Source organism: Mesorhizobium sp. P2_D1 (assembly GCF_056404455.1).
Genome location: NZ_JBFUDZ010000005.1, coordinates 188,325 through 208,200, shown reverse-complemented (window position 1 = coordinate 208,200; position 19,876 = coordinate 188,325). Strand labels below are relative to the sequence as shown.

General features: G+C 63.2%; 17 protein-coding genes. All 17 read right to left on the bottom strand.

The features are described from left to right. Positions 1-617, bottom strand: a 617-nt coding sequence (locus AC1D0I_RS07265; protein WP_477394026.1) for a hypothetical protein, incomplete at its 3' end; no start/stop codon positions are given. Then, on the bottom strand, positions 608-1,597 hold the full coding sequence (locus tag AC1D0I_RS07260) for a DUF4150 domain-containing protein (RefSeq protein WP_477394024.1): 990 nt from the start codon (positions 1,595-1,597) through the stop codon (positions 608-610). The genes AC1D0I_RS07260 and AC1D0I_RS07265, both read right to left, overlap by 10 nt. Beyond that, a complete protein-coding gene (locus AC1D0I_RS07255) occupies positions 1,597-2,619 on the bottom strand; it encodes a beta-ketoacyl synthase N-terminal-like domain-containing protein (RefSeq protein WP_477394022.1) in 1,023 nt (340 codons plus the stop codon). The genes AC1D0I_RS07260 and AC1D0I_RS07255 overlap by 1 nt, the downstream gene beginning before the upstream one ends. Further along, positions 2,616-3,719, bottom strand: coding sequence for a DUF2169 family type VI secretion system accessory protein (locus AC1D0I_RS07250; RefSeq protein ID WP_477394020.1), 1,104 nt, complete (start codon positions 3,717-3,719; stop codon positions 2,616-2,618). The genes AC1D0I_RS07255 and AC1D0I_RS07250 overlap by 4 nt, the downstream gene beginning before the upstream one ends. Further along, positions 3,719-4,246: a type VI secretion system-associated protein TagF gene (gene tagF / locus AC1D0I_RS07245; RefSeq protein ID WP_477394047.1), complete on the bottom strand. Its 528-nt coding sequence runs from the start codon at positions 4,244-4,246 to the stop codon at positions 3,719-3,721. The genes AC1D0I_RS07250 and tagF overlap by 1 nt, the downstream gene beginning before the upstream one ends. Further along, the gene (gene tssM, locus AC1D0I_RS07240; protein WP_477394018.1) at positions 4,243-7,782 is read right to left on the bottom strand and encodes a type VI secretion system membrane subunit TssM; all 3,540 of its coding nucleotides are present in this window, start codon (positions 7,780-7,782) and stop codon (positions 4,243-4,245) included. The genes tagF and tssM overlap by 4 nt, the downstream gene beginning before the upstream one ends. A 1-nt stretch (position 7,783) precedes the next feature. After that, positions 7,784-9,106, bottom strand: coding sequence for a type IVB secretion system protein IcmH/DotU (gene icmH, locus AC1D0I_RS07235; protein WP_477394016.1), 1,323 nt, complete (start codon positions 9,104-9,106; stop codon positions 7,784-7,786). 4 nt (positions 9,107-9,110) lie between these two features. After that, on the bottom strand, positions 9,111-10,445 hold the full coding sequence (gene tssK, locus AC1D0I_RS07230) for a type VI secretion system baseplate subunit TssK (RefSeq protein ID WP_095080766.1): 1,335 nt from the start codon (positions 10,443-10,445) through the stop codon (positions 9,111-9,113). A 39-nt stretch (positions 10,446-10,484) separates the two neighbouring features. Next, the gene (gene tssJ / locus AC1D0I_RS07225; protein ID WP_184871654.1) at positions 10,485-10,937 is read right to left on the bottom strand and encodes a type VI secretion system lipoprotein TssJ; all 453 of its coding nucleotides are present in this window, start codon (positions 10,935-10,937) and stop codon (positions 10,485-10,487) included. Positions 10,938-10,940: 3 nt separating this feature from the next. Continuing rightward, positions 10,941-12,410, bottom strand: a complete 1,470-nt coding sequence (gene tagH / locus AC1D0I_RS07220) for a type VI secretion system-associated FHA domain protein TagH (RefSeq protein ID WP_477394014.1) — start codon at positions 12,408-12,410, stop codon at positions 10,941-10,943. Further along, a complete protein-coding gene (gene tssG / locus AC1D0I_RS07215) occupies positions 12,407-13,474 on the bottom strand; it encodes a type VI secretion system baseplate subunit TssG (protein ID WP_477394011.1) in 1,068 nt (355 codons plus the stop codon). Before tssG ends, tagH begins: the two co-directional genes overlap by 4 nt. Next, positions 13,438-15,312 (bottom strand): type VI secretion system baseplate subunit TssF, encoded by a 1,875-nt coding sequence (tssF, locus tag AC1D0I_RS07210; protein ID WP_477394009.1) that lies wholly within the window; start codon positions 15,310-15,312, stop codon positions 13,438-13,440. The genes tssG and tssF overlap by 37 nt, the downstream gene beginning before the upstream one ends. A 1-nt stretch (position 15,313) precedes the next feature. Next, positions 15,314-16,069, bottom strand: a complete 756-nt coding sequence (gene tssE / locus AC1D0I_RS07205; RefSeq protein WP_477394045.1) for a type VI secretion system baseplate subunit TssE — start codon at positions 16,067-16,069, stop codon at positions 15,314-15,316. Beyond that, a complete protein-coding gene (locus AC1D0I_RS07200) occupies positions 16,056-16,511 on the bottom strand; it encodes an Hcp family type VI secretion system effector (RefSeq protein WP_095080773.1) in 456 nt (151 codons plus the stop codon). The genes tssE and AC1D0I_RS07200 overlap by 14 nt, the downstream gene beginning before the upstream one ends. A gap of 49 nt (positions 16,512-16,560) precedes the next feature. Further along, positions 16,561-18,066, bottom strand: a complete 1,506-nt coding sequence (tssC, locus tag AC1D0I_RS07195; protein WP_095080774.1) for a type VI secretion system contractile sheath large subunit — start codon at positions 18,064-18,066, stop codon at positions 16,561-16,563. Positions 18,067-18,069: 3 nt separating this feature from the next. Beyond that, positions 18,070-18,609, bottom strand: coding sequence for a type VI secretion system contractile sheath small subunit (gene tssB, locus AC1D0I_RS07190; protein WP_095080775.1), 540 nt, complete (start codon positions 18,607-18,609; stop codon positions 18,070-18,072). Between the two features lie 6 nt (positions 18,610-18,615). Beyond that, positions 18,616-19,788, bottom strand: coding sequence for a type VI secretion system protein TssA (tssA, locus tag AC1D0I_RS07185; RefSeq protein ID WP_477394043.1), 1,173 nt, complete (start codon positions 19,786-19,788; stop codon positions 18,616-18,618). Positions 19,789-19,876 lie beyond the last annotated feature (88 nt).

Here is a 19,876-nt window from a genome sequence, read left to right as displayed (position 1 = left end):
ACATCTGCCAGCAGAAGGTCGGCAAGCAGATCAGCGTCGCCGGCATTGTTCGCCGCTTCCATCTCCGGGGTTGTTTCATCTCGAGAAATATCGATCCCACCAAAGCAAAACTCGTTCTTCCCGAGAACGACTGCATAAAAGCAAGGGTCGTATCCCGGCTCACTTGCCTCGGAGGATACATTCAGGTTTTGCCAATTCTCCGTTGGGGTACGCCGATAGACCTGCCCGCCGAAACCGAATGCAAACAGATAATCACCTGCCTGGACAAGGGTCGTCATCCGGCCAAGGTCCAGCGCGCCTGCTCGATTATAGCCAGCGCCGGGGATAGGATCTGGAGTTGCCGCAGCCGGAGTTAGAAAGAAAACGGTTCCTTCTGCAGTCATTGCCGCCGCCTCGGCGCTACCGGGCCAAACGCCCGACAGGGGAATGAGCGATACGATTTCCTCGAGATCGGTCAGTCCCGTCAGCGGGATACGGTTTCCGTCACGGCGGCCCCACACGACTACGAGCTCATCATCCTCGGCGTCTTCGTGGTCGCATAGAAGGTAAAACGTGCCCGACGTGGCAAGAACTCCGCCGCGCAGCGAAGCGGGGCCCTTAGGAATTTCTATGGCCATGGCTTATTCAACACTCCTCTCGCCGTCGGACTGAGATTGTTCAGGCTCTTTTCTGCTCGCACAAGCCTGTCCTTATGCGGTTCGGTCTGTTCCATCACCGCCTTCGTAGCAGCTTTGAAGCATTCCGCAGTGATAACGTCGGGGACGAGCTTCTTCAGCGCTTTCAAGCAGTCAATTCTCACGTCGCTCATCTTGGCGACTCCGCTTGGGTTGGCTCTAGTGCTCGCCTGTTTGCCCAAAGCGGTCAACTTGCTGTCCATGGCTTTGTGAACTGCGGTCTCCGTACTTTTGGACGATCCAACGTGGTTATCAGGCGGAAGACAGATACACATGCCTTCACCGTGTGAGGGCGCGCCAGGCATTCTTGAGTCGCGTGGATTCTTCAGCCCGCGGACCTTTCTGCGACCGGTTCGGAATGTGCGATCGGGCACAATGTGGTGGAACTGGTATTTATTACCATCGGCGTCTGTGTTTTTGGCACAGTCTTTCGCCGCATCCGAGGAATACTCACCAACTATGCACTTCGTCCCGTCGGGATTTGGCGGCGCCGCGGCGACCATCTCCGGCCAAGGAGGAGTTTGGCCACCGGGCGAGGCGTGGTTGTGCGTTGCGAGATCGGTGAAGCGTATGACCGGCTCGCCCTCGAATTTGACGTTGTTGGACCAAGAATTGAAATACTTCTTACCTGTATTCTTCGATGTGATAATTCCCTTTTTCGGCGCACATCCGGCTTCTGTTCCGCTGGTCCGCGAAATATCAGATTTATTCTTGATGTTTACGGTCTTGCCGCCGATGAGGACTTTGCCAGTGCCATTTTCGGTGTCGGATGCGATTCCGAAGGATGGATAGGGGATCGGCACCCCTGGCGGCGTCGCCGGCGTCTGAGGTGGCGTGAAGCACACATCGGGAAACGCAGCAATGGTTTGTGCTTGGACGGCCTTGCCAGAGATCTCTAGCCCGTTCGCGAAGACGTTTGACATCAGGCAGCCCTCGCGGCGACGATGGCGGCCCCACAGGCTCCGTCATCTCCCGATGCCTCGATCAACACGGGGTTGCCCGCCGCATAGCCCTTGCGCGCTGCAAAGTACGCCATTCCAATCATGAGCGGGACCACGGCCGCACCGACGTTGCCAAGAGACTCGGCGGGGCTCCAGAGATCTTGAAAGCCTGTGGCGTCGCGCTCCAGGCGCAAGCTCGCAAGGGTAGTTTGCTTAAACCAGTATTGCTCGCCGATGAGGTCAGCAATCCGGTAGCCGACGCGGTTTAGTCCAATGCCGGTTTCATCCAAGGCCAAGCGGTAGGCTGAGGCCATGCCGTCCCCGCGCAATGGCAGATCACGCGGGTTGTTGATTGGCGCAGGATCACGTGCGAGTCCGAGACCAAAGAGGGAAAGGCTACCGTTCGAGCTGCGAGCGCAAAGCACTGCTGCGGCCGCCTCGCCAGGAATAAATCCGTTGGCATTGTCGGCCGTCAGCAGGCGATTTTGTCGTAGGTGATGGCCTACTGCCAATGTCGAGAGGTAGCTGTCCACCCCTACGATCATGACATTCGAAACAGCGCCTGACGCGATCAACTTACGCGCGTGATCCAAAGCGACGTGTCCAGACGGCCGACCGTGCGTAATAATGCGTGACGCGATATGCGGCTCGAACTCCAGAATTTTTGCAATTGCGCGCATAAATCGCGAGCTGTCGCGCACCGGCGAGCCAATGCGACCCTCCTCGGCAAGGCACAACAGCAGTGCCGTCTGATCTCTCGCCGCTTCACCACTTGCGAAGGCTTCGCTGATCGCGCCGGCCGCCAGGTGCTCAAGGCGCTTCTCGCCAACCCAATTCCGCGGCAGCGGCACTGGAGCGCCGATCAACCAGTCGCCGCCAGGGCCGACGAATCTCGTCTCGCGAAATCCGTCCAATCTCGCCCGCATCGCGGCACAGCTCGACGGTGCGTCAAGTCCAACAGCGGTGACCATTCCAACTGAGACGATGTCGAGACTGGCGCTCATGCCGCGTCGGCCTCATCTCGTGGCGGAGCATTGAAGCCGCGAACATACACTTTGCCCTTTGTCCTGGCGCGCTCCATTCCGCGCGTCGGCGGCCCGACCCAGCATTCGTTGAAATCGAGGATCGTGCGTTGGATCCGTTGCGATACCCGCCAGACCAGCGAAAACCGCCGCTTCTCCGGATCAAACAACAACGTATCTGGCAGAAGCTCGCCCTCGAACGCTTTTTCGCGACCTCTGAACAGCGTCAGTGGCAACGCTGTGCGCGGCATGCGGAAGCTTTCCTTGCCTGCCGGCGTCAAGTTTATGAGTTGCACATCCTCGTCGCCTCTTGGATGGTCGATCTGCTGGTCTGGTGGCGCCATCTGGAAATAGCGCTCGTCGAAATCCGGTGGCAGGAACGGAAAAATATTATCGATCCAGTTCTGGTCGTAAGTGCCACCATATTCGATGCGTCCCGGCCAGCCGCGGCCCATCGGGCCGAAACTCATCGGCTTGTAGTCGCCGAACGGTGTGCGGATATCCTCGCCGACGGCTTGCGTATTCGGCAGCCGCAAGCCGGGAATGAGCCGTTGGTTCCTGGTCCGCGACCAGCCGGTTCCGACGGGGTTGTATTTGTAGCTGGCGGGAAGCTTGTCCTCCGGATCCAGCCGGTCGACGCCACCCCAGGCGACGTCATAGGAGATGGGCAGTTTCAGGAAGGGTTGCGGCGACGTGGCGGTAAAGACCGGGCCGATGGAGCGCCATTCGCGGTGGCCGACGACCTCGAACAGTTTTGACCAATTACCAACCTTGATGCCGACCGGTACGCGTTCGGCTGGACGCCTGCCCGGCGCGTAGGCACAGCCATTGGCGATCACGTCGCATCGCGGCTTGCGGAAGGCGAAGTCTGTCTCCCACAGCGTCGCCGAATAGCCGGGTACGCCGGTCTGGGTGTCGGCCATGACCAGCGGCGCCTGCTCAGCCGACTTGTGCACAGGCCCGCCCGGCTCCGTAGGGAAATCATAAGTGCCTTTGACGACAACAACGATGTACTCACGGGCTTCCTTGTCCATGCCCATGGTGAATTCATGCGCGAAGCCGGTCTGGTTCCAGATCTGCATCAACTGGTCTCCCAACTGGCGGCAAAGATCTGTTCCAGCGTCGCTTGCGGCGATTGCGGGTCGATGTCGAAAAGGTCCGAACGAGCGGTCCACATCACCAACTCACCGATGACCTCGTCGCCTGGCTCGACAATCGGTACGGGCAGGGCGCCCAGCGCGGCATCCAGTTCGTCGGGGGTCAGCTCGCCATGCTGTGCAGCGATGGCCGCCTCTTCGATGCTGGCAAACCACGCCTCGGCGTCGGCCAGGTGAACGGGCACTTCGGCAAGCTGCGCAACGATGGTCAAAGGGAATTGTCTGCCAACTCTGTCGGCGCTCTGCAAAATGATGCCTGCCGATGCGCCGAAGGAAGCCGGGCCGGCCAGGAAGCGCAGCGCGGTCGTGCTTGGCCAAAATTCCGAACCAAACAGCGGGACGAGATGCTGCGCCAGCCAGCGGTCCCAGACGCGCACAAAGTCCCCCGGCAGGCGCCGCGTGACGAAATCGCCGGTGGCGGGCATTTTTCCGTAAAAGCCTGGCAGGCTTATATCTGTGGCGGACATGAGAATTTCTTGAACATTTCCAAATTGTAGGGGTTTTCGACGCTGGCGGCCTTGAGCTCGAAATCGGCGTACATGCCTTTCGTGCCCAGGCGCAGGCTGTAGACATCGGACAGCGAAGTGCCGGCGAAGCGGCCGCTGCGCAGCATCCTCAGCCATGCCCAGCTGCCGGTCTCGTTGAGCAGGACTTCGGGCGATCCGTCGATCGGCTGGAAGGCGAGCGTAATGACCCCGGTGCCATCCTTGCCGGGCCAGGTCATCGGCTGCGGCCGCGTCGCGTTGTTGTAGTAGACGAGGCTCTGGCCATCGAGATTGAGCGTTACGCGCGTGACGTTGGGAGACAGGTCCTTCGGCTCGAGCGTGAAGCTCATCACCGGTCCGGTACCACCGGGAAAGAGATCGTCGCGGATATGCCTGGCCTGCTCGAACGCCGGCAGCGCCGCAGGATCGAGACCGAAATCGGCGCGCCACTTCCATGGCTGGCTGGTCGTGTCGACATAGTTGATCAGGTGGTCGTTGATGAAACCGTCGATCAGCCCGGCCGGTCCGAACAGGCGGGCGAAATCACGTACGTTGACGTCCACAGCGCTCTCGGCGCTGAAGGGATAGCGGTCGTTCAGCGCGGCCTGGCAGAAAGGCAGTATGTCGGCCCGCCAGATGGCGTTGAGCTCCGAAGTGACCGCCTTCTGAGTCAAATTGCTGGTATCGCCGGCAATCCCGCCGAGCCACGTGTTGATGGGGTCGGGCAGGATCTGTGCCTGCCTGGCGACCGCGCCCGTCAGTTCGGCAAGGCCGCCCTGCTTCTTGATGGCGTCCTGCGGGTTGGGGTTCGCGCTGACCGTCTGCAGCACGTTCGAAAGCGCAGTCAGCGCGACAACCGCGGCATCCAGTGCCGGCGGCTGGCCGTCGACCTCGGCGATGGTGCTCTTGAGCGGTTTGAAATGTTCGGCCACCAGATTGCCGGTCAGGTCTACCTCGCTGGCCGATCCGGCGCGGGGAAGCAGTTTCGCACCGCTTGTGGCCAGCTTGCCCAGCTTGCCAAGCTTGCCGAGCAGTTTCGAAGCGCCCTTGGCCGCCGCCTTGTTGTCGGCGGGCGCGTCGTCGTCGGAGCGCGTCAACTCGGTCTCCTGAACGACCGCCGTAAGCAGCCGCTTCAGCGCCGAATCGGCGCTCGACAGGTCCTTCAGATTTTCACTGGCGACATTGAGATCGGTCAGTGGCGCCAGCCTCATGTCGCGCAGGAAGCTGTCCCATTGCGCGATATAGTCGTCGTAGTAGAGCTTCAGAATATCTTCGGACAGCGCCGAGACCGAGGTTTCTGAGTTTTCCGAGCATCCGCCGGCGAAAACGGCGCGATCGAGCGCCGCCTGGGCGGCGACATCGTCGATACGGTCGAGAATGACGTCGTGGAAGCCGGAATAGGTGAAGGCTCCGGAAATGCCGACGCGAAGTGTCTTGGCGGAACGCCGCGCAAACACCTTGCCACCGTTGGGGCCAGCGAAATTGGCCGGGATCCACTCCTTCAGCCCGGCCACTGCCGGATCGGCCAGCAACTGCTTGTAGGCACGCGCCGGCAGTGAAATCGTACACACCGTCTTCAGCGCTTCGGCAACCAGCGCCTGGTCGGGCGCGATATAGCTTTCGTCGACCGTCATGCGGCGGATGGCGGCAAGCTGGTGCTCTTCGGCATCGGCGGTCGGAAATGGTGCCGCAGCGGCGAATTCGGGCAGGCTGTTCACCCACCAGTTCTGGGCGAAATCGGGATCCATCTGCGACAGCCCCGTCATCATGCGATAGGTCTTCAGTGCCCCGAGCATGAAATCCGGATCGCGGATCTGCCGCCACATGGTCGCCTCGAGCAGTGCGACCATGCGTGGCTCGAGGACGTTGCGCAGGGCGTGGTCGTAGGTGTCGGTCTGTGCCCGCACCAGTTCCGCCGAGGCCGATGGCCCCAGCAGGTCATGGGCGGCGCCCGGCGGTGCTGTCCGGGCAGTTGCGACCGCGTCCATCGCACCAAGCGCGCCGTCCATGGCAGGCTGCTCCACCGATGCCGGAGTTGCGGCAACAGAGGTCAGGGGCGATTGCAGGGCCTCGAACTGGCCTGCCTGGGCCGAGATCGCATTGCGGTTGTCGTAGTAGGACCAGGTGAACACAGCACTGGCCAACAAGCCCGCCACGGCACATGCAGCCGCGGCACCGCGCCAGATCCAGGCGCGGCGGCGTTGCGCCAGCGGGTCGAACGTACCGAGGCCGGCTTCCTTGAAGATGACTTCGGTGAGCAGGTTCTTCAGGAAGAAGCTACGTTTCTCGACCCGTGGTGCGGGCAGGGCCCGGCGTGGCGGCAGGCCGAAGGAAGAAGACAGCGCCGCGGTCAGCCGGTCGATGGGCGCCCCTTCCTGCGTCGCCGATGTCAGATAGAGCCCGCGCAGCCAGGCGACCTCTTCATACCGGCTTTCGCCGAACATCGCCTCGACCAGCACCTGGATGGGTTCGGACAGGCTTGCGAGTTGGGCGGGAAACCGGAAGATCTCGGCACGGGCGGCGAGTTTGTCCTCATCCTCCAGGCGCGGCACCAGCCGCCGCTCGAGTTCCGTCGCCAGCGTCGAAATCTCTCGTTCGATGGTCTTGGCATCGACACGCGCATCCAGCGCGAAGGTCGTTCCCCATACCTGCTCGCGCGAGGCGGTGGACAAGCCGCCGAAGAAGGCCTCGAAACCCTTGACCAGATCGGCCTTGGTCAGCATCAGGTAGACCGGAAGGCGGATTTCGAGCCGGTCGTTGAGCTCGGCCAGCCGGCGGCGGATCTTGCGGCCGTGCGCCTTGATGGCGTCGTCGCCTTCCGAAAGCACGTCGATCGAAAGCGCGACGATCACGCCGTTGAGCGCGCGGCGGCCCCGGTGCTTCTTCAACAGGTCGAGGAAGCCCAGCCATTCCGCCGCGTCCACATCGGGCTGGCTCTCCTGCTGGACATAGCGGCCGGCGGTGTCGATCAGGACCGCGTTTTCGGAAAAGAACCAGTCGCAGTTGCGCGTGCCGCCGACCCCCTGCAGGTCGTCTGTGAGGTCGATCGGAAAATTAAGTCCGGACTGCCGCAAGGCGGTGGTCTTGCCGGTGGCCGGCGGCCCGACGATCACATACCACGGCATCTCGCGCAGAAACTTGCGTCCGCCCAGCTTGCGGCGCTTCAGTTCGGCCATCACCTCGGCGAACTTGGCGCCCACGGCTGCGACATTCTCTTCGCCGGGGCTGAGCGGCTTTTCCACTGCTGGTGCGGCAATCTCGGCGACGAACATGCGGTTGGCGCGGATCGCCCGGCGCTGGGCGACGATCAGCCAGATCAGCCAGAAGATGACCAGCAGCGCGATGATGACGATGCGCACATTTTCAGAGGCGAACGGTTCGTAGGGACCGACCCTGACGATCGGACCGAACACCCAGATGACCAGGGAAAGCAGCGTGATGCCGATCAGCGTCCACAGCCAGCGCGATGTCAGAACTGCCCACAGGAAGCGCAGGATGAACATCTCACAGCCTCTTTTCGACGAGCACCTCGACGCGGCGGTTCAAGGCCCGCCCCTCGCGCGTACTGTCGGTGGCCACTGGATCGGTGGCTGCGCGGCCCTCGGAACGGACGCGATCCTGCGGCACTCCGTTCTGGACCAGCATGTCGGCAATCGTCTGGGCGCGAGCCTCGGACAGTCGCTGGTTGGTCGACAGCGGATTGGTCTTCTGTAGCGGAACGCTGTCCGTATGACCGATCACCGTGATCTTTCCGATGAGCTCCTGATTGGCGAGGATCACCTTGGCGATCGACCCGATCAGGGGCTCGAAGCCCTCGGTCAGTTGTGGCCGCGACGACTGGAACAGTTCGGGGTTGGAGGCCTGGATGATCAGCTTGGCCACCGAAACGCTCTCGGTGCCGCTGAGGGCGGATTTCAGCTCGGCCGGCGCCCCGGCCTGAAATTCAGGCAACAGCGCAAAATCCACTTTCTCCGGCGGCGGGGCATCGACCTTGGGCGAAGCCCGGGTGATGTCGCCGCGTGCGGGCGGCGGCAGCGCGCGAACAAGCGCGGAGAGCTCGACCGCCTGGCTGCTCAGTCCCGTCGAGAGCCCGACATGGACTGCCGTGGCGATGACCGCCGCACCGAGCGCCATGACCCAGATCGGAACGATGAAGCGCTGCGGCTCGTCGGATGCGATCACGCCCTTCCAGTTTGGCGACAACGGCGCGCCTTCGGCATCGACATCGCGCAAGAAGCGTGCCGCCGCCACGCGAACGGCATTGATCGAGCGGTCGCCTGACCGGTTTGCCACACGATATTTGCCACGGAAGCCAAGCGCCAGGCAGTGATACTGCAGCTCCAGCAATTCGCGATCCCGGTTCGGATGGCGCTCGAGTTCGTCGAGACGTGTGAAGAACTGCGTTCCGGCATCGACATCGCCGCGCAGCATGACAACGAGCGGCTGCCGCGGCCAGGCGCTGGCCCCGCCCCATGGCGTGTTCAGGGCCAGATCGTCGAGCAGCGCCGCCACGACCCATGCTGCCTGGTCGGCCCGCTCCATTGAGGATCCCGCCGTCATTGCCGTGTCGCGGGCCCGCACCAGTTCTTCGAGCAACCGGGTACGCAATGCTTCCGGATTGTCCGGCGCCAGCGCGCTTTCAAGCTCGGGTGCGAACTCGAGCAAGGGCGCGAATGCGTTGACGAGCGCGTTCGGGTGGGTGCGGGCTCGCTTGACAACCGCGCCAGGCAAGAGTGGCGCCATGGGCCGCGGCATCGGCGCGCCGGTCAATCGAATGCGAGTGCGTTCGCGATCCTCCGACAGTCCGAAAGGATCATCGCGGCTCATCATCTCACCTGTTCACCGAATAGCAGTCCACCTGCGGCTCGCTTGGCAACACGCCCGAAACGCCGATGACGAAGCCGGGAGCGTCGAGCAGCGACGCCCAGTACTCGCTTTTCTGGTCCAGCTCGAGGCATAGCCGATCGCCATCGTAAGGGATTTCGCGCGGCTGCGAATGAAGCGGTTTCAGCGGAATGCCGGGCAAGCGCGATTTCCACAGGCCCTCGAACTGGTCTGCAGAGCCGACAGTCGCCTGGTTGACGAAAATCTTGCGCAGCGCGTCCTCCGACAGCTCCGAACCGACCCGGATGACGATCCGGCTGGCCACCAGCAGCTTCGGGTTGTCGATGCGGATTTTCCAGACATTGGTCGAATGCCGCATGACAGGCAGCGCACGCGATTTCGGCTCGATGTAGCGCAGGCTGAGGATGAGCGAGCGCAGCGCATCCGCCAGTGCCGAATAGGCGGGGCCGGGGGCCATGTGATCGTAGGCCGGCAGCTCGCCCAGCCGCCGTGCGCTCGATCCGTAGGTAGCCATCGAACCGGCAAGCCCGGCTAGCTCCAGGTAAAGCTCGGCCGGATGGAAGACATCCTGGGCCAGTATGTGGGCCAGCCGCGGGCGCGCCGCATTGGCGAGATTGAGCATCAGCAGATCTTCAACGCTGCGCCCAGGCCCACCCATGACCATCTTGCCATGCGCCTCGGCGATCTGGTCGAGACCGGTGACAACTTCCAGCAACAATTGCCGATACCAGGCCACCGCGCCGGTAATCAGTGTCGGTGGCAGGAAGGTCTCGTCCAGGGAGACGCCGCCATCGGCTCGAACGCCCTTGAGGTCGGCTATCGGCAAGGCCGTGTAGCCACCGACCGACTTGCCGGGTGCAAGCAGCAGCGCCTGCGGGCGGGCGATTTCGATTTCTTCAGGGTCTGAACCGCCCTGGACTGCGTCACGCACCGAAACGATCCGCCCATGATATCGGGCTCCCGAGGCGGCGGCGTGCGCCGGATCGAAGCCGACACCGCCGGCAGGCTCCAGCGGCAAGGCGACCAGCACCGGTCCGGCGCCAGTGTCCGGGGTCACCGGCAGCGGTCGCGGCGCGTCCATCATGTCTGGAATGGAAAAAGGCGTTCCGTCCGGGAAGATGCCCCGTGCGGACAGGATCGAAATCTGGCCGGCGTCCAGCAATGCCTGGTCCAGCGTCAGCTGTTGAAAGCCGAACGTATGCAGTTGCCCGGCCTGCAACGCGCCGCGCACCGTCGCCTCGAAGAAGCGATCCTGCTGCTGGAAATGCTGGGTCCGCAGGAAAAGCCCTTCGGACCATAGCACCCTGTTTGCATCGCTCATGCCGCTGCTCTCTGCATTGAGCTCCCCTTGCCTTGGCCGCTAGGCGGAAATGCCGCCGCTGCCAAGCGTGACGTTGATCGTGAATTTCGATCCCGGCGATACCGACTTGGTTGTCCGCCAGTTCCTGCCGCCAGGCTCGCGGATCAGTGCTACGAAGCCCAGCGCCGTCGCGTCCGGCTCGACGGTGATGGTTTTGGATGCGGATTTCCCCGGCCCGACAGCGATCTGGTCGGACCCGATAAGATCGCCTGCCAGCGCCGTGCCGGCATCCCCCTGCAGCGCAAAATAGTCGGCGGAATTGAATTTGCCGGCGCTTTTCAGCCGCATCACGAGAACCGTCACCGGCCGATCGCCGCCACCTGGTCCTGGGTTCATGCCGGCCCCGCCGGTCACGTTGACGGTGATCACCGATGGCTTTGGCGGACCGCTCTGGCAGGCCGCAAGCAGCCCCGTCGCGCCTAGGGCAACGACAAATTCACGTCGATCGATCATCTCTCACTCCTCCTCGTAAGCATCCCGAAAATCAGCGCCGATTTCGCCAAGGAAGCTCTTTTCCGCGCTCTCGGCGATTTCACGATGGCGTTTCTGGTAAAGCTCCCACAGCTTGGCGCCGCGCCCGCCTGAAAGCAGGGTGCCGATCGCCGAATTCGATTTCAGCTCTTCCTCGATCTCGGCCGGGTCAAAACGGTCGATCATCCGCCGCAAGGCGGCCTGTATGCCGCGCCAGGCGCGCACGTGATGTTGCGCAAGATCGCGGACCGCGTCGGCGATTGCCGCTTCGCCGGCGAGAAATCCCGGGCTGCGCTCGGCGATAAGCGTCACGATGGCATCGTCAACCGTCGGCAGAAACTTGAGCGGATTGACCTCGGAGGCTCCGACCATGGTTTGCGCGACGCGGGCGTTTCCCTTTTCCTCGGCCCGCTTGCGCAGAAGCTGCATCAGGCCTTCCATCATCAGCCGATACTCGCGGCCAAACTTCTCCATTTCCGCGATGCTGTCGCGTCCGGGGAAATCGGCTTCCTCGACGCCCATGCCGTGCAGGAATGCCGAGCGAAGCGCCGACTCCCCCGGCTGTGGCGCGGCGGGCGGGCGGGCGGGTTTGGCAGCAGCGACAGCACGTGGCGGGGGAGGGGTATCCGCCGCTTGCACGGGCAAATCCCAGGGATTGGTGGATTGGGGTCGTTGGGCGGCGCGCTCGCGCTGTCCGGTCGAGCCGCCGCCGTTTGCCGAACTGGGCACTGCCGCCGGTCCGAAACCAAAATCATCATTGAAATCGGACGGCTTTCCGGCAGCCGGTTCGGCTCCGCGGCTGGGGGACGGCACCGGGTCGAGGCTGAATGGGTCCGCCAGGTTCGCGGCACCGCGCGGCTMGAGAAAAGGGGCAGCGTTTCTCGACACAGGCGTTGCAACCGGATCGAGGCTGAACGGGTCATCGAAAGCAGGCGAGTTGCGCTGGGATGCGGCACGCTCGAACGCGCCCGGAACCGGTTGCTCGAACGGGTTCGGAAGATCGGCCGGACGTGGCCGTCGCGGCTCTTCTTCGACCTTGGCGGAAAAGAAGTCATCGCGGCCGATGCTTACCGGTGCCCGAGATGGCTGCGGTACGCGTTCGGGAACCGGCTGGCCGGCTGCGGGTGCTTGAGCGACCGGCGTTTGCAGGTCGACATAGACGATGTAGTCGCCCAGCCTCAGCCGCATGCCGCTTTGAAGGCGCGTCGACTTGCCGGCGCCGAGCGGGCTGTCAGAGCCGTTTATGAACAATCCGCTGCTCGACGTGTCGGTTACGAAATACCCGTCTCGCCCGCCAGAGATCTTGCAGTGAGCGCGCGAAACGAACATGTCTGGATCGTCGATCTGCCAGCCCGCGTCGGCGCTGCGGCCGATCACCAGCTCACCCTCGTCCAGCCGGGTCTGCCGTACGGCCTGGGTGCGTGGCCCTTGCTCCAGCGTCAGCAGCAGACTCATGCCGCGACCCCCGCGATTTCCGGCCGCCATCCGACGATTGTCCGCAGCCGCATGTCGTCAGCATCGCCCCTTTCGGCGGGCCGCGCAAGCCAGGTGGTTCGGCCGAGCTGTGCCGATCCGATACGCGGCGGCGGCACTGCTTCGCGCGCAAGCACGATGCGCAGGTCGACGTCGAGCGATTCCCCGATCATGTCGCGAACGGCCTGTTTGAACAGTTTGAGCCGCTGGCCGCCAGGCAGGAAGGCCTTGAAGTCCTCGTACCCCAGCGGGCCGACGCGCAGTTCGATCCTGCTCTGGCGGTTGAAAACCCGCGGGCCGATCGTCGCCCCCCGGCCGAGCCCCGCATAGGCCTTTGCAAGGCGGGTCTGGAGGCCGGTCGGCACGGTTATCCAGGCAGCGATGAACTCCCTGATCTGGACCGGCACCTTGAATGCTTCCGCCAGGAACAGTGTCAGCCGTTCCGGGCCGTCGACCTGGCTGGCGAGCGAAGCCGCCTGGCGAAGCTTTACCGTATCGAGATCGGCGTCCTGGGTGCCGGGAAGTCCGATCCCAGCCATCGCTTCCAGCATGGCGCGAACACGTCCGCCGACCGCGCGTTCGACCTGTACGGCCGGATGCGCGTCCGCCCACGCCCGGTAGTAGAGGGAAATCATGCGGTGCTGCAGAATGTTGACGAAGTCCACGAACGTCGTGTCGCTGGTCAGCTGTGCGTCGGTGCCGGCGAACCAGCGCTGCGACAGGCGGTCGAGCACCCAGCGCGTCAGATGCAGCGGCATGGGACCCTCGGGTCCCAGCAGGCCAAGATTTGCAACCGTGACCCGGGCCGGCGTCTCGCCATCGGCTTCGCGGAACTGAACCAGGTCCCGCGCCGAAAAGGCGAGGCGCACATGCTGGCCGAGCCGTGCCGGTTCACGGTCGGGGCGGCCGGAATGGCCGAACAGGCCGCTCCGCTGTTCGAGACGGCGCAGCAGTTCGAAGAAGTCGAACGTCTCGGACAGACCTTCGGCCCGGTTCGGGCTGGGCTGGCCTAGATCAGGTAGCGATTGCCGGGCGTCATCGGCCATGGCACATCCTCCTGCTTCTGCAGCAGCCGCGTGCGGGTTCGCACGAAGCCGTTTATTCCGGCGTGGCGGGCAAACAGCCGCGCCAGCAAGGCCGAAAGCAGCAAGGTGCTTTGGCCGGCCAGGACCGATTGATCAACGTGCAACGTCACTTCGGTGCCGCGTCCGAAGCACATCGGCCCATCGATCTGCAGCCGTTCGATGACCGGCTGCGAGTCGATACGCACGATCGAATGCACATTGCGCGCAAGGCTCGGATCGCCGCGATCGGCATAGAGGTCGAGTAGAGCATGCAGAGGGTCGATGCCGCGGCCTTCCTTGGCAAGGCTGAGGAAGTTGAGCGCGAGCTGCGCCACCAGCCGCCAGGCAAGATCGTCGGCCCGCGATTCACCGTCGGCCCCAGCCGGCAGTGCCGCGGGGATGGCCGGCTGTGGCGGACGCAGCGCGCCAAGCAGCCTGACAGTTTCGACCGGGTCGCCGGCCTCCAGCGTCAATGTCGGATTGTCATCAAGGATCGGCAGATCACGATTGGTGCAAAGCGCCATGACGTCGAGACGCTTGAGCGGCCGGTTCGCCGGGCTTGCGAGCGGTCGGGATATGGCCAGGAAAACGTCGTCCCCGGTGTATGACGTTCGGGTCAGGCCGTCGCGCCGCTCCTCCTCCGTCGCCCGGCGTGGGCGCCGCTCGGTCGAATAGACCCAGCCACTGCCGCGGTTCTGCCCCAGGCTGAAGAGTTCGGGGATTTCGGCGTCGTTGCCTTCTGTGTCGGCATCCTCCACGCGTATGACCCGGTAGATCTCGAAGTCGCGCGCCCGCGTTCGGTCTGCATGCAACACCTGCCGCGTCCTGCGAGCATCGACCTCGATGACGTTGCACTCACGTTCGAACAGATTGATGATCGGCGTCGCGAAAAGTTCGAAGTCCGCCGGTGTCAGGTCGGCCAGTTCGGGCACCGCGCGTCTGAACAAGAAGATGATCTCGAGCCCGGCGGCGCATCGGCGCACGACGGGCTGAAGCCCGGAAACCCGCGCATAGTGAAAGCGCTCGGGCATCATGAAATATTCGCGCAGCAGGCGGTACCCCTCGAATGTCGGACGGGTACGAGGCATCAGGGCCTCGTCGTCGCTGATGCCGACCATTTCGGGTGCCGGCAGGGGCGACAACGGGTTGGTCTTGCCTTCCGGGCGTGCGCCAACGGCCGAGCAGGCGCCGAAAATCGCATCGAACAGGAGCGGCGCCTTGGTGCGTCCAGCAAAATAGAGGTCGAGCCGGTCGAGCGCCAGTTCGTCGAGCCTGCCTTTTCCGGTTCGGGCCAGCACGATGCGGAGCGCCGCCGCGCCGCCGACGCCGCCGATCGGCCCTATGCCGGCCATCGCCAGCGCGCTGCGATCCTGGAAATAGCTGACCGAAGTGATCGCTATCGGCCACAGGGTCATTTCTTGCGCGGTGGAGAACGTGCAGCGCGTCGACAGGCCCGGCTGCAGGCTGGAAACCAGCCGCGTGTTGCGCTTGACGACGTGGCCGGCGAGCATGGTCTGGACCTGCTGGCCGGGCTTTAGCACCGCCATCGCCGTTGCCGGCGCCGGCGTGACCAGATCGGGATAGAGAACCTCGAGCACGCTGCGTGAAAATCGCGAGCGCTCAGCATCGACCTTCAGCCGGGTGCGCGCGGCGAGGAAGGCGACGCCATCCAGCAGCCGCTCGACATACGGGTCCGGACACGGGACCGTATCGAGGGAGAGGTTGCGGGCCACCGCCGGATGCATATCGGCAAATTCCGCCGCGAGGCCACGAATATGGGTCAGTTCCTCCTCGTAATATTCGACGAAGACCCGATCCATCTCAGGCGTCCCTAATTTCGGTCCGCGCCAAGCCGTTATCGAGATTGATCGTGGTGCGCAGGCGCATGCGTTCCGGCGTCGGCGTCATGATCAGCACGGCGTCTATCTCGATCTTGAGGCCAACGGTCTTGTCGCCAAGGGTGACCGTAACCGTTGTTGCGCTCTCCTTGAGGCGAGGCTCGAAGGTGGCGAGCACCGCGCGGATCTCACGCGCCAGCACGTCGCGATCAAAGTCGCGGGACGACCGGCCCGAGAAGGAGGGCACGCCGTAGTTGACCACGCTTCGACGCACCTCCGGAAAATCGGCGAGCGAAGGTGGATTGTCCGACACCTGTTCGTTTTCCAGATCGGAAAGCAGCGGTGTGGMCTCGAAGCGCTCGGTGTTGAAGAGCGCCTCGATGTCACGCCGCACCGCTTCCCTGAGCACGCGAGCCGAAACCACCACGCCGCGGCTTTCGATCTCGACGCGGTGCTGGGTCTGAAAGGCCAGTCGATGCAGACGCCGTTTTTGATCGGGTGTCAGCTCCGCATCGGCGTCTATGGTCCGCGCACTGCCGGCGACGAGTGTGTCGAGACGGTCCGCGCCAAGCTCGTCGAGCAAGACATGGCGCAGCCCGTCTATCTCCGAAGTCAGGCCCGGCAGGTCATTGACGAGGCGATCCCAAAGTGAAGGCTGGACGGCCTCGCTTTTTGCCCGCAAGCTGCCGGTAGTCTGCTGCTTGCCCGCGCCGGGTCGCCGAACCTCACTTGCCGACATAGACATCCATTTCGGCTTCATCATTGCCGTCATAGACGAACTTGATCTTCTTGTAGGCGAAGCTGACCTCTTCCTGGATCAGGTCTTCCTCGTCCGGCGCCTGCGACATGTCGTATTCCATGATGGAGGCGTCGGTGAGGGTAACGACCAGGTAATCCTTGGTCTCACCATCGATGGTTCGCCGTGCCGAGAACACCACCTCGTCCAGGGCCTTGTTCTCGAACAAAGCCTTCTTCAGGTAGGGCGAGGATTTGTCGTAATGTTTGATGAACTTGATCATGCCCATGGACACGCGGCCACGGCGTGAGAGCGAATTCGGATCATAAGGTGCGACCATCTTGTAGTCGACGCCATGGATTTCGATCTCGTCATCGTGGCCGTCGCGGGTGCTCGGGCCTTTGATGTCCGGAACCTTCAGAAAACCATCAATCTTCACTGGCATTGTCTTTCTCCACCGCTTTCAAACAAAAACAAGGTCTGGTTGCTGCAAATCAAGTCTTCACGGACGGTAGTTCCGACACCAGTCGGAGCGAGGCATTGATGCCCTCCAGCTGGTAATGTGGGCGCAGATAGAAGCGGGCAGCGTAATAGCCGGGACGCCCCTCCACACTGTCCACCTGAACCTCGGCGGCGGCAAGCGGGCGCTTGGCGCGCGCCTTGTCGTCGGCAAAGGCCGGGTTGGCCAGCACGTACCGGTTGATCCACTCGGTCAACCAGATCTGCATGTCGGAGCGCTCCTTGAACGAGCCGACCTTGTCGCGCGCAATGGCCTTGAGGTAGTGCGCAAAGCGCGAGACCGGGAAGAGATAGGGCAGGTTGGCGCTCAGCCGCTCGTTCGACTGTGCGTCCGGGTCGACCAGCCGTCCCGCCCGCGTCTCGTCGTCCTGCAGCGAGTGCGCGCCGATGAAGGCCGCGAGATCGGTGTTCTTCCGGTGCAGGATCGGCATCAGGCCGAGCTTGGCCAGTTCGGCCTCGCGTCGGTCGTCGATGGCGACTTCGGTCGGGCATTTCATCGCGATCGACCCATCATCGGTCGGGAAGCTGTGCACCGGCAGGTTCAGCACCGTGCCGCCGTTCTCGACGCCGCGGATCTGCGTGCCCCAGCCAAACAGCTTGTGGCTGCGGTTGATGTTGACGCCCATTGGGAAGGCGGCATTCATCCAGACATATTTGTTGTGATCGCCCTGCACCTCTTCCTCGAAGGTGAAGCCCTTCACCGGAACGGTATCGGTGCCGTAGGGCAGCCGGGCCAGGACCCGGGGCATGGTCAGGCCGATGTAGCGAGCGTCCTCGCTCTCGCGCAGCGACTGCCACGACGCATAGGCCGGGTTGGAGACGATCTGCTGCAGGTCTTGCGGGTTCGGCAATTCCTGCCAGCTGTCCATGCGGAACAGGCGCGGCGAGGCGGCTGCGATGAACGGCGTATGCGCCGATGCGCAGATGCCGGAGATGTTGCGCAGCAGACCGACGTCGCGCGGGTGGTTGGAGAATTCGTAGGCGCCGACCACGCAGCCGATCGGCTCGCCGCCGAGCATCGAATACTCGTCTGTATAGACTTTCTTGAAGATCGGGCTCTGGTCCCACATCTGGCCTTCAAAGTCTTCGAGCGTGTCGGCCAGCTGCTCCTTGGAAATGTTCATCACCCGGATCTTCAGCTTCTGATCCGTCTCGGTGTTGTTGACGAGATACCAGAGGCCGCGCCATGTGCCTTCCATTTCGCGCACTTCCGGCGCATGCAGGATCTCGTTGACCTGCGTGGTCAGCATCTTGTCGATGCCCGCGATCAGCGACTTGATCGACTTGATCGCATTGGACGAGATGGTCGTGGTGTCGGAACGGGACTGCGCCGCCAGCGCCAGATTGCGCACGAGCTGCTGCAGCTTCTCGCTGTCGTCCTTCTTGACCTTGAAATCCTTCTCGAGGAGCCCGCTGAATTCTCCAAGGTCTATGGCTTCGGCCTCGGCGGCGACGGCGGCGGTCTTTTGCTGTTCGGCCATGATCTACTCCCCTGCCTTGTCGTCGTCGGTCAGCGCCTGACTGGCGATCTTGCCAAGAAGCGGCTCGTTGTTCAGAAGCTGCGCGATGCGCTTTTCGGCGTCGACGCGGCCATCCATGAAGCCCAGCAATTCCTCGAGCTGACGACGCATCTTGAGGATCTCGGCCAGTTGCGGAACTTGCGCGGCGATCTTGTCCGGGGCGAAATCGCCCATTTTGGTGAAGGTGAGGTCGAGCGCCAGTTCCTCGTCACGCTCCTGGCCTTCGGCCTGCGGCAGCGTGTTCTTCACCCGGGCTTTGACGCGGGGACCGAGCGCCTCCATGAACTTGGGGAAGCGGTTCGCGTCGGTCTCGACAAAGGAGCGGTCCAGCACCGACTTTGACGCTTCCTTGGTTTGCGAAGCTCCGGAAAGATCGGCCATCACGCCCATGACGAACGGCAGTTCGATCGTCGTCGGGCTGCCATAGGTTTCTACATCGTAGGCGATCTGCACCCGCGGCGCGCGATTTCGTTCGATGACCTTCGCTTTGCTTTCGGCTGGCATGTGTTGTTACCTTTCATCCTTCTGAGCCGCCTTCTTGGCATCGGGAACGCCGGCAAGGAGCCGGAATTCCTTCAGCCCCGACGGGGCGAGATCTTCCATAAGTTCAACGAAATCCATGTGCACCATCCGGCGCACACGCCGAGCCAGGTGCGGGATCGGGCTCGACGGCTCGGTGCGGTCGTAGAAGGCGACGACGAGGTCGAGGCATTTCACCACGTCGTCACGCGAGGAAATCCGGTCGGGAAGCCCCGTGCTCGAGTCCGCGTAGCTTGCCATACTTGCCATCGCATCGGCTCCATGACCGTTTCGGGCAGGCGTTGCCGGTTCTGCCGGCGGGGGTGGCTTGGCCGCGCCATTGGCAACGGCGCCGGCAGCCGAGTTCCGTTCGAGGGTCGTCAGCAAACGCTGCAGAAACCGCTTTAATTCCGGAACCGGAGCGCCGCCGCCATCGAGACGAGCGTTGAGGGCGGTCTCGACCGCGTCGAGGGCCGCCATCGCTGCCCGGGTGTCGGCGATGAGCAAGACCATCTCTGCGTTGGCTTGATCCATCTGTGCCGCGCATCCGGCACGCACCCGGTTCAAGAGTTGCCCGTGCGCGCCGACCAGTGCCGCCTTTTCTGCGGCATTCAACCCCGAGGCGGCTTCCTGGAGCATGACGCGGTCGTCGAGCGCACCCTTTTCCAGGTCTATGCCCTGAATCGGGCCGATAGCGCGCGGCGCAAAGAACGTCATTTGCCGCAGGTTCGCCAACAGCCCGTCCTGACCATTCTGCAGGTCGAGCAGCGCGTTGATCCGGCGCAAGGCGGCATCGCGTGGCGAAGTGCCTGGCCGCAGTGCCGGATGCATGGTTTCCCAATACTGATCGAAAGTCTGCGCAATGAGGGTCAGGCCCTGCGCGAGGCCGGCCAGCCCCTCTTCATTGGCCAGCGCGCGCGTGACGATGACAAGCAGTCGCAGGTCCCGGCCATGCGCGCGCAATTCCTCCGCCTTGGCGAGTACCGCCGACCAGTCGACTGGAATTGTGCTTTGCGAGGTGGCCTTGTTGTTGCCGTCGTGGACGACCTTGGTCTGGGCTTCCGTCAGGCGCTCCAGCTCATGAAAAGCCGGGTCGTTGCGCAAATCCTCCCCGGACGGATTTTCACCGTCGAGCGGAGCAAGCCAGAGTGCGAGATCAATCACACCAACCCCCAGCGACCGGCCGTCAAACCGTACGTGACGCGACGTTATCACACGGTTGTACTTTACCACAATTCAACGACTGCTCAAA

Excerpts from the sequence above, each read along its gene's own strand:
- AC1D0I_RS07255 (WP_477394022.1), bottom strand. The coding sequence starts at position 2,619 with ATGAGCGCCAGTCTCGACATCGTCTCAGTTGGAATGGTCACCGCTGTT.
- tssB (WP_095080775.1), bottom strand. The coding sequence starts at position 18,609 with ATGCCAGCCGAAAGCAAAGCGAAGGTCATCGAACGAAATCGCGCGCCG.
- tssG (WP_477394011.1), bottom strand. The coding sequence starts at position 13,474 with ATGGCCGATGACGCCCGGCAATCGCTACCTGATCTAGGCCAGCCCAGC.
- tssJ (WP_184871654.1), bottom strand. The coding sequence starts at position 10,937 with ATGATCGATCGACGTGAATTTGTCGTTGCCCTAGGCGCGACGGGGCTG.
- tssM (WP_477394018.1), bottom strand. The coding sequence starts at position 7,782 with ATGTTCATCCTGCGCTTCCTGTGGGCAGTTCTGACATCGCGCTGGCTG.
- AC1D0I_RS07200 (WP_095080773.1), bottom strand. The coding sequence starts at position 16,511 with ATGCCAGTGAAGATTGATGGTTTTCTGAAGGTTCCGGACATCAAAGGC.
- tssK (WP_095080766.1), bottom strand. The coding sequence starts at position 10,445 with ATGAGCGATGCAAACAGGGTGCTATGGTCCGAAGGGCTTTTCCTGCGG.
- tssF (WP_477394009.1), bottom strand. The coding sequence starts at position 15,312 with ATGGATCGGGTCTTCGTCGAATATTACGAGGAGGAACTGACCCATATT.
- AC1D0I_RS07260 (WP_477394024.1), bottom strand. The coding sequence starts at position 1,597 with ATGTCAAACGTCTTCGCGAACGGGCTAGAGATCTCTGGCAAGGCCGTC.
- icmH (WP_477394016.1), bottom strand. The coding sequence starts at position 9,106 with ATGAGCCGCGATGATCCTTTCGGACTGTCGGAGGATCGCGAACGCACT.
- tssC (WP_095080774.1), bottom strand. The coding sequence starts at position 18,066 with ATGGCCGAACAGCAAAAGACCGCCGCCGTCGCCGCCGAGGCCGAAGCC.
- AC1D0I_RS07250 (WP_477394020.1), bottom strand. The coding sequence starts at position 3,719 with ATGCAGATCTGGAACCAGACCGGCTTCGCGCATGAATTCACCATGGGC.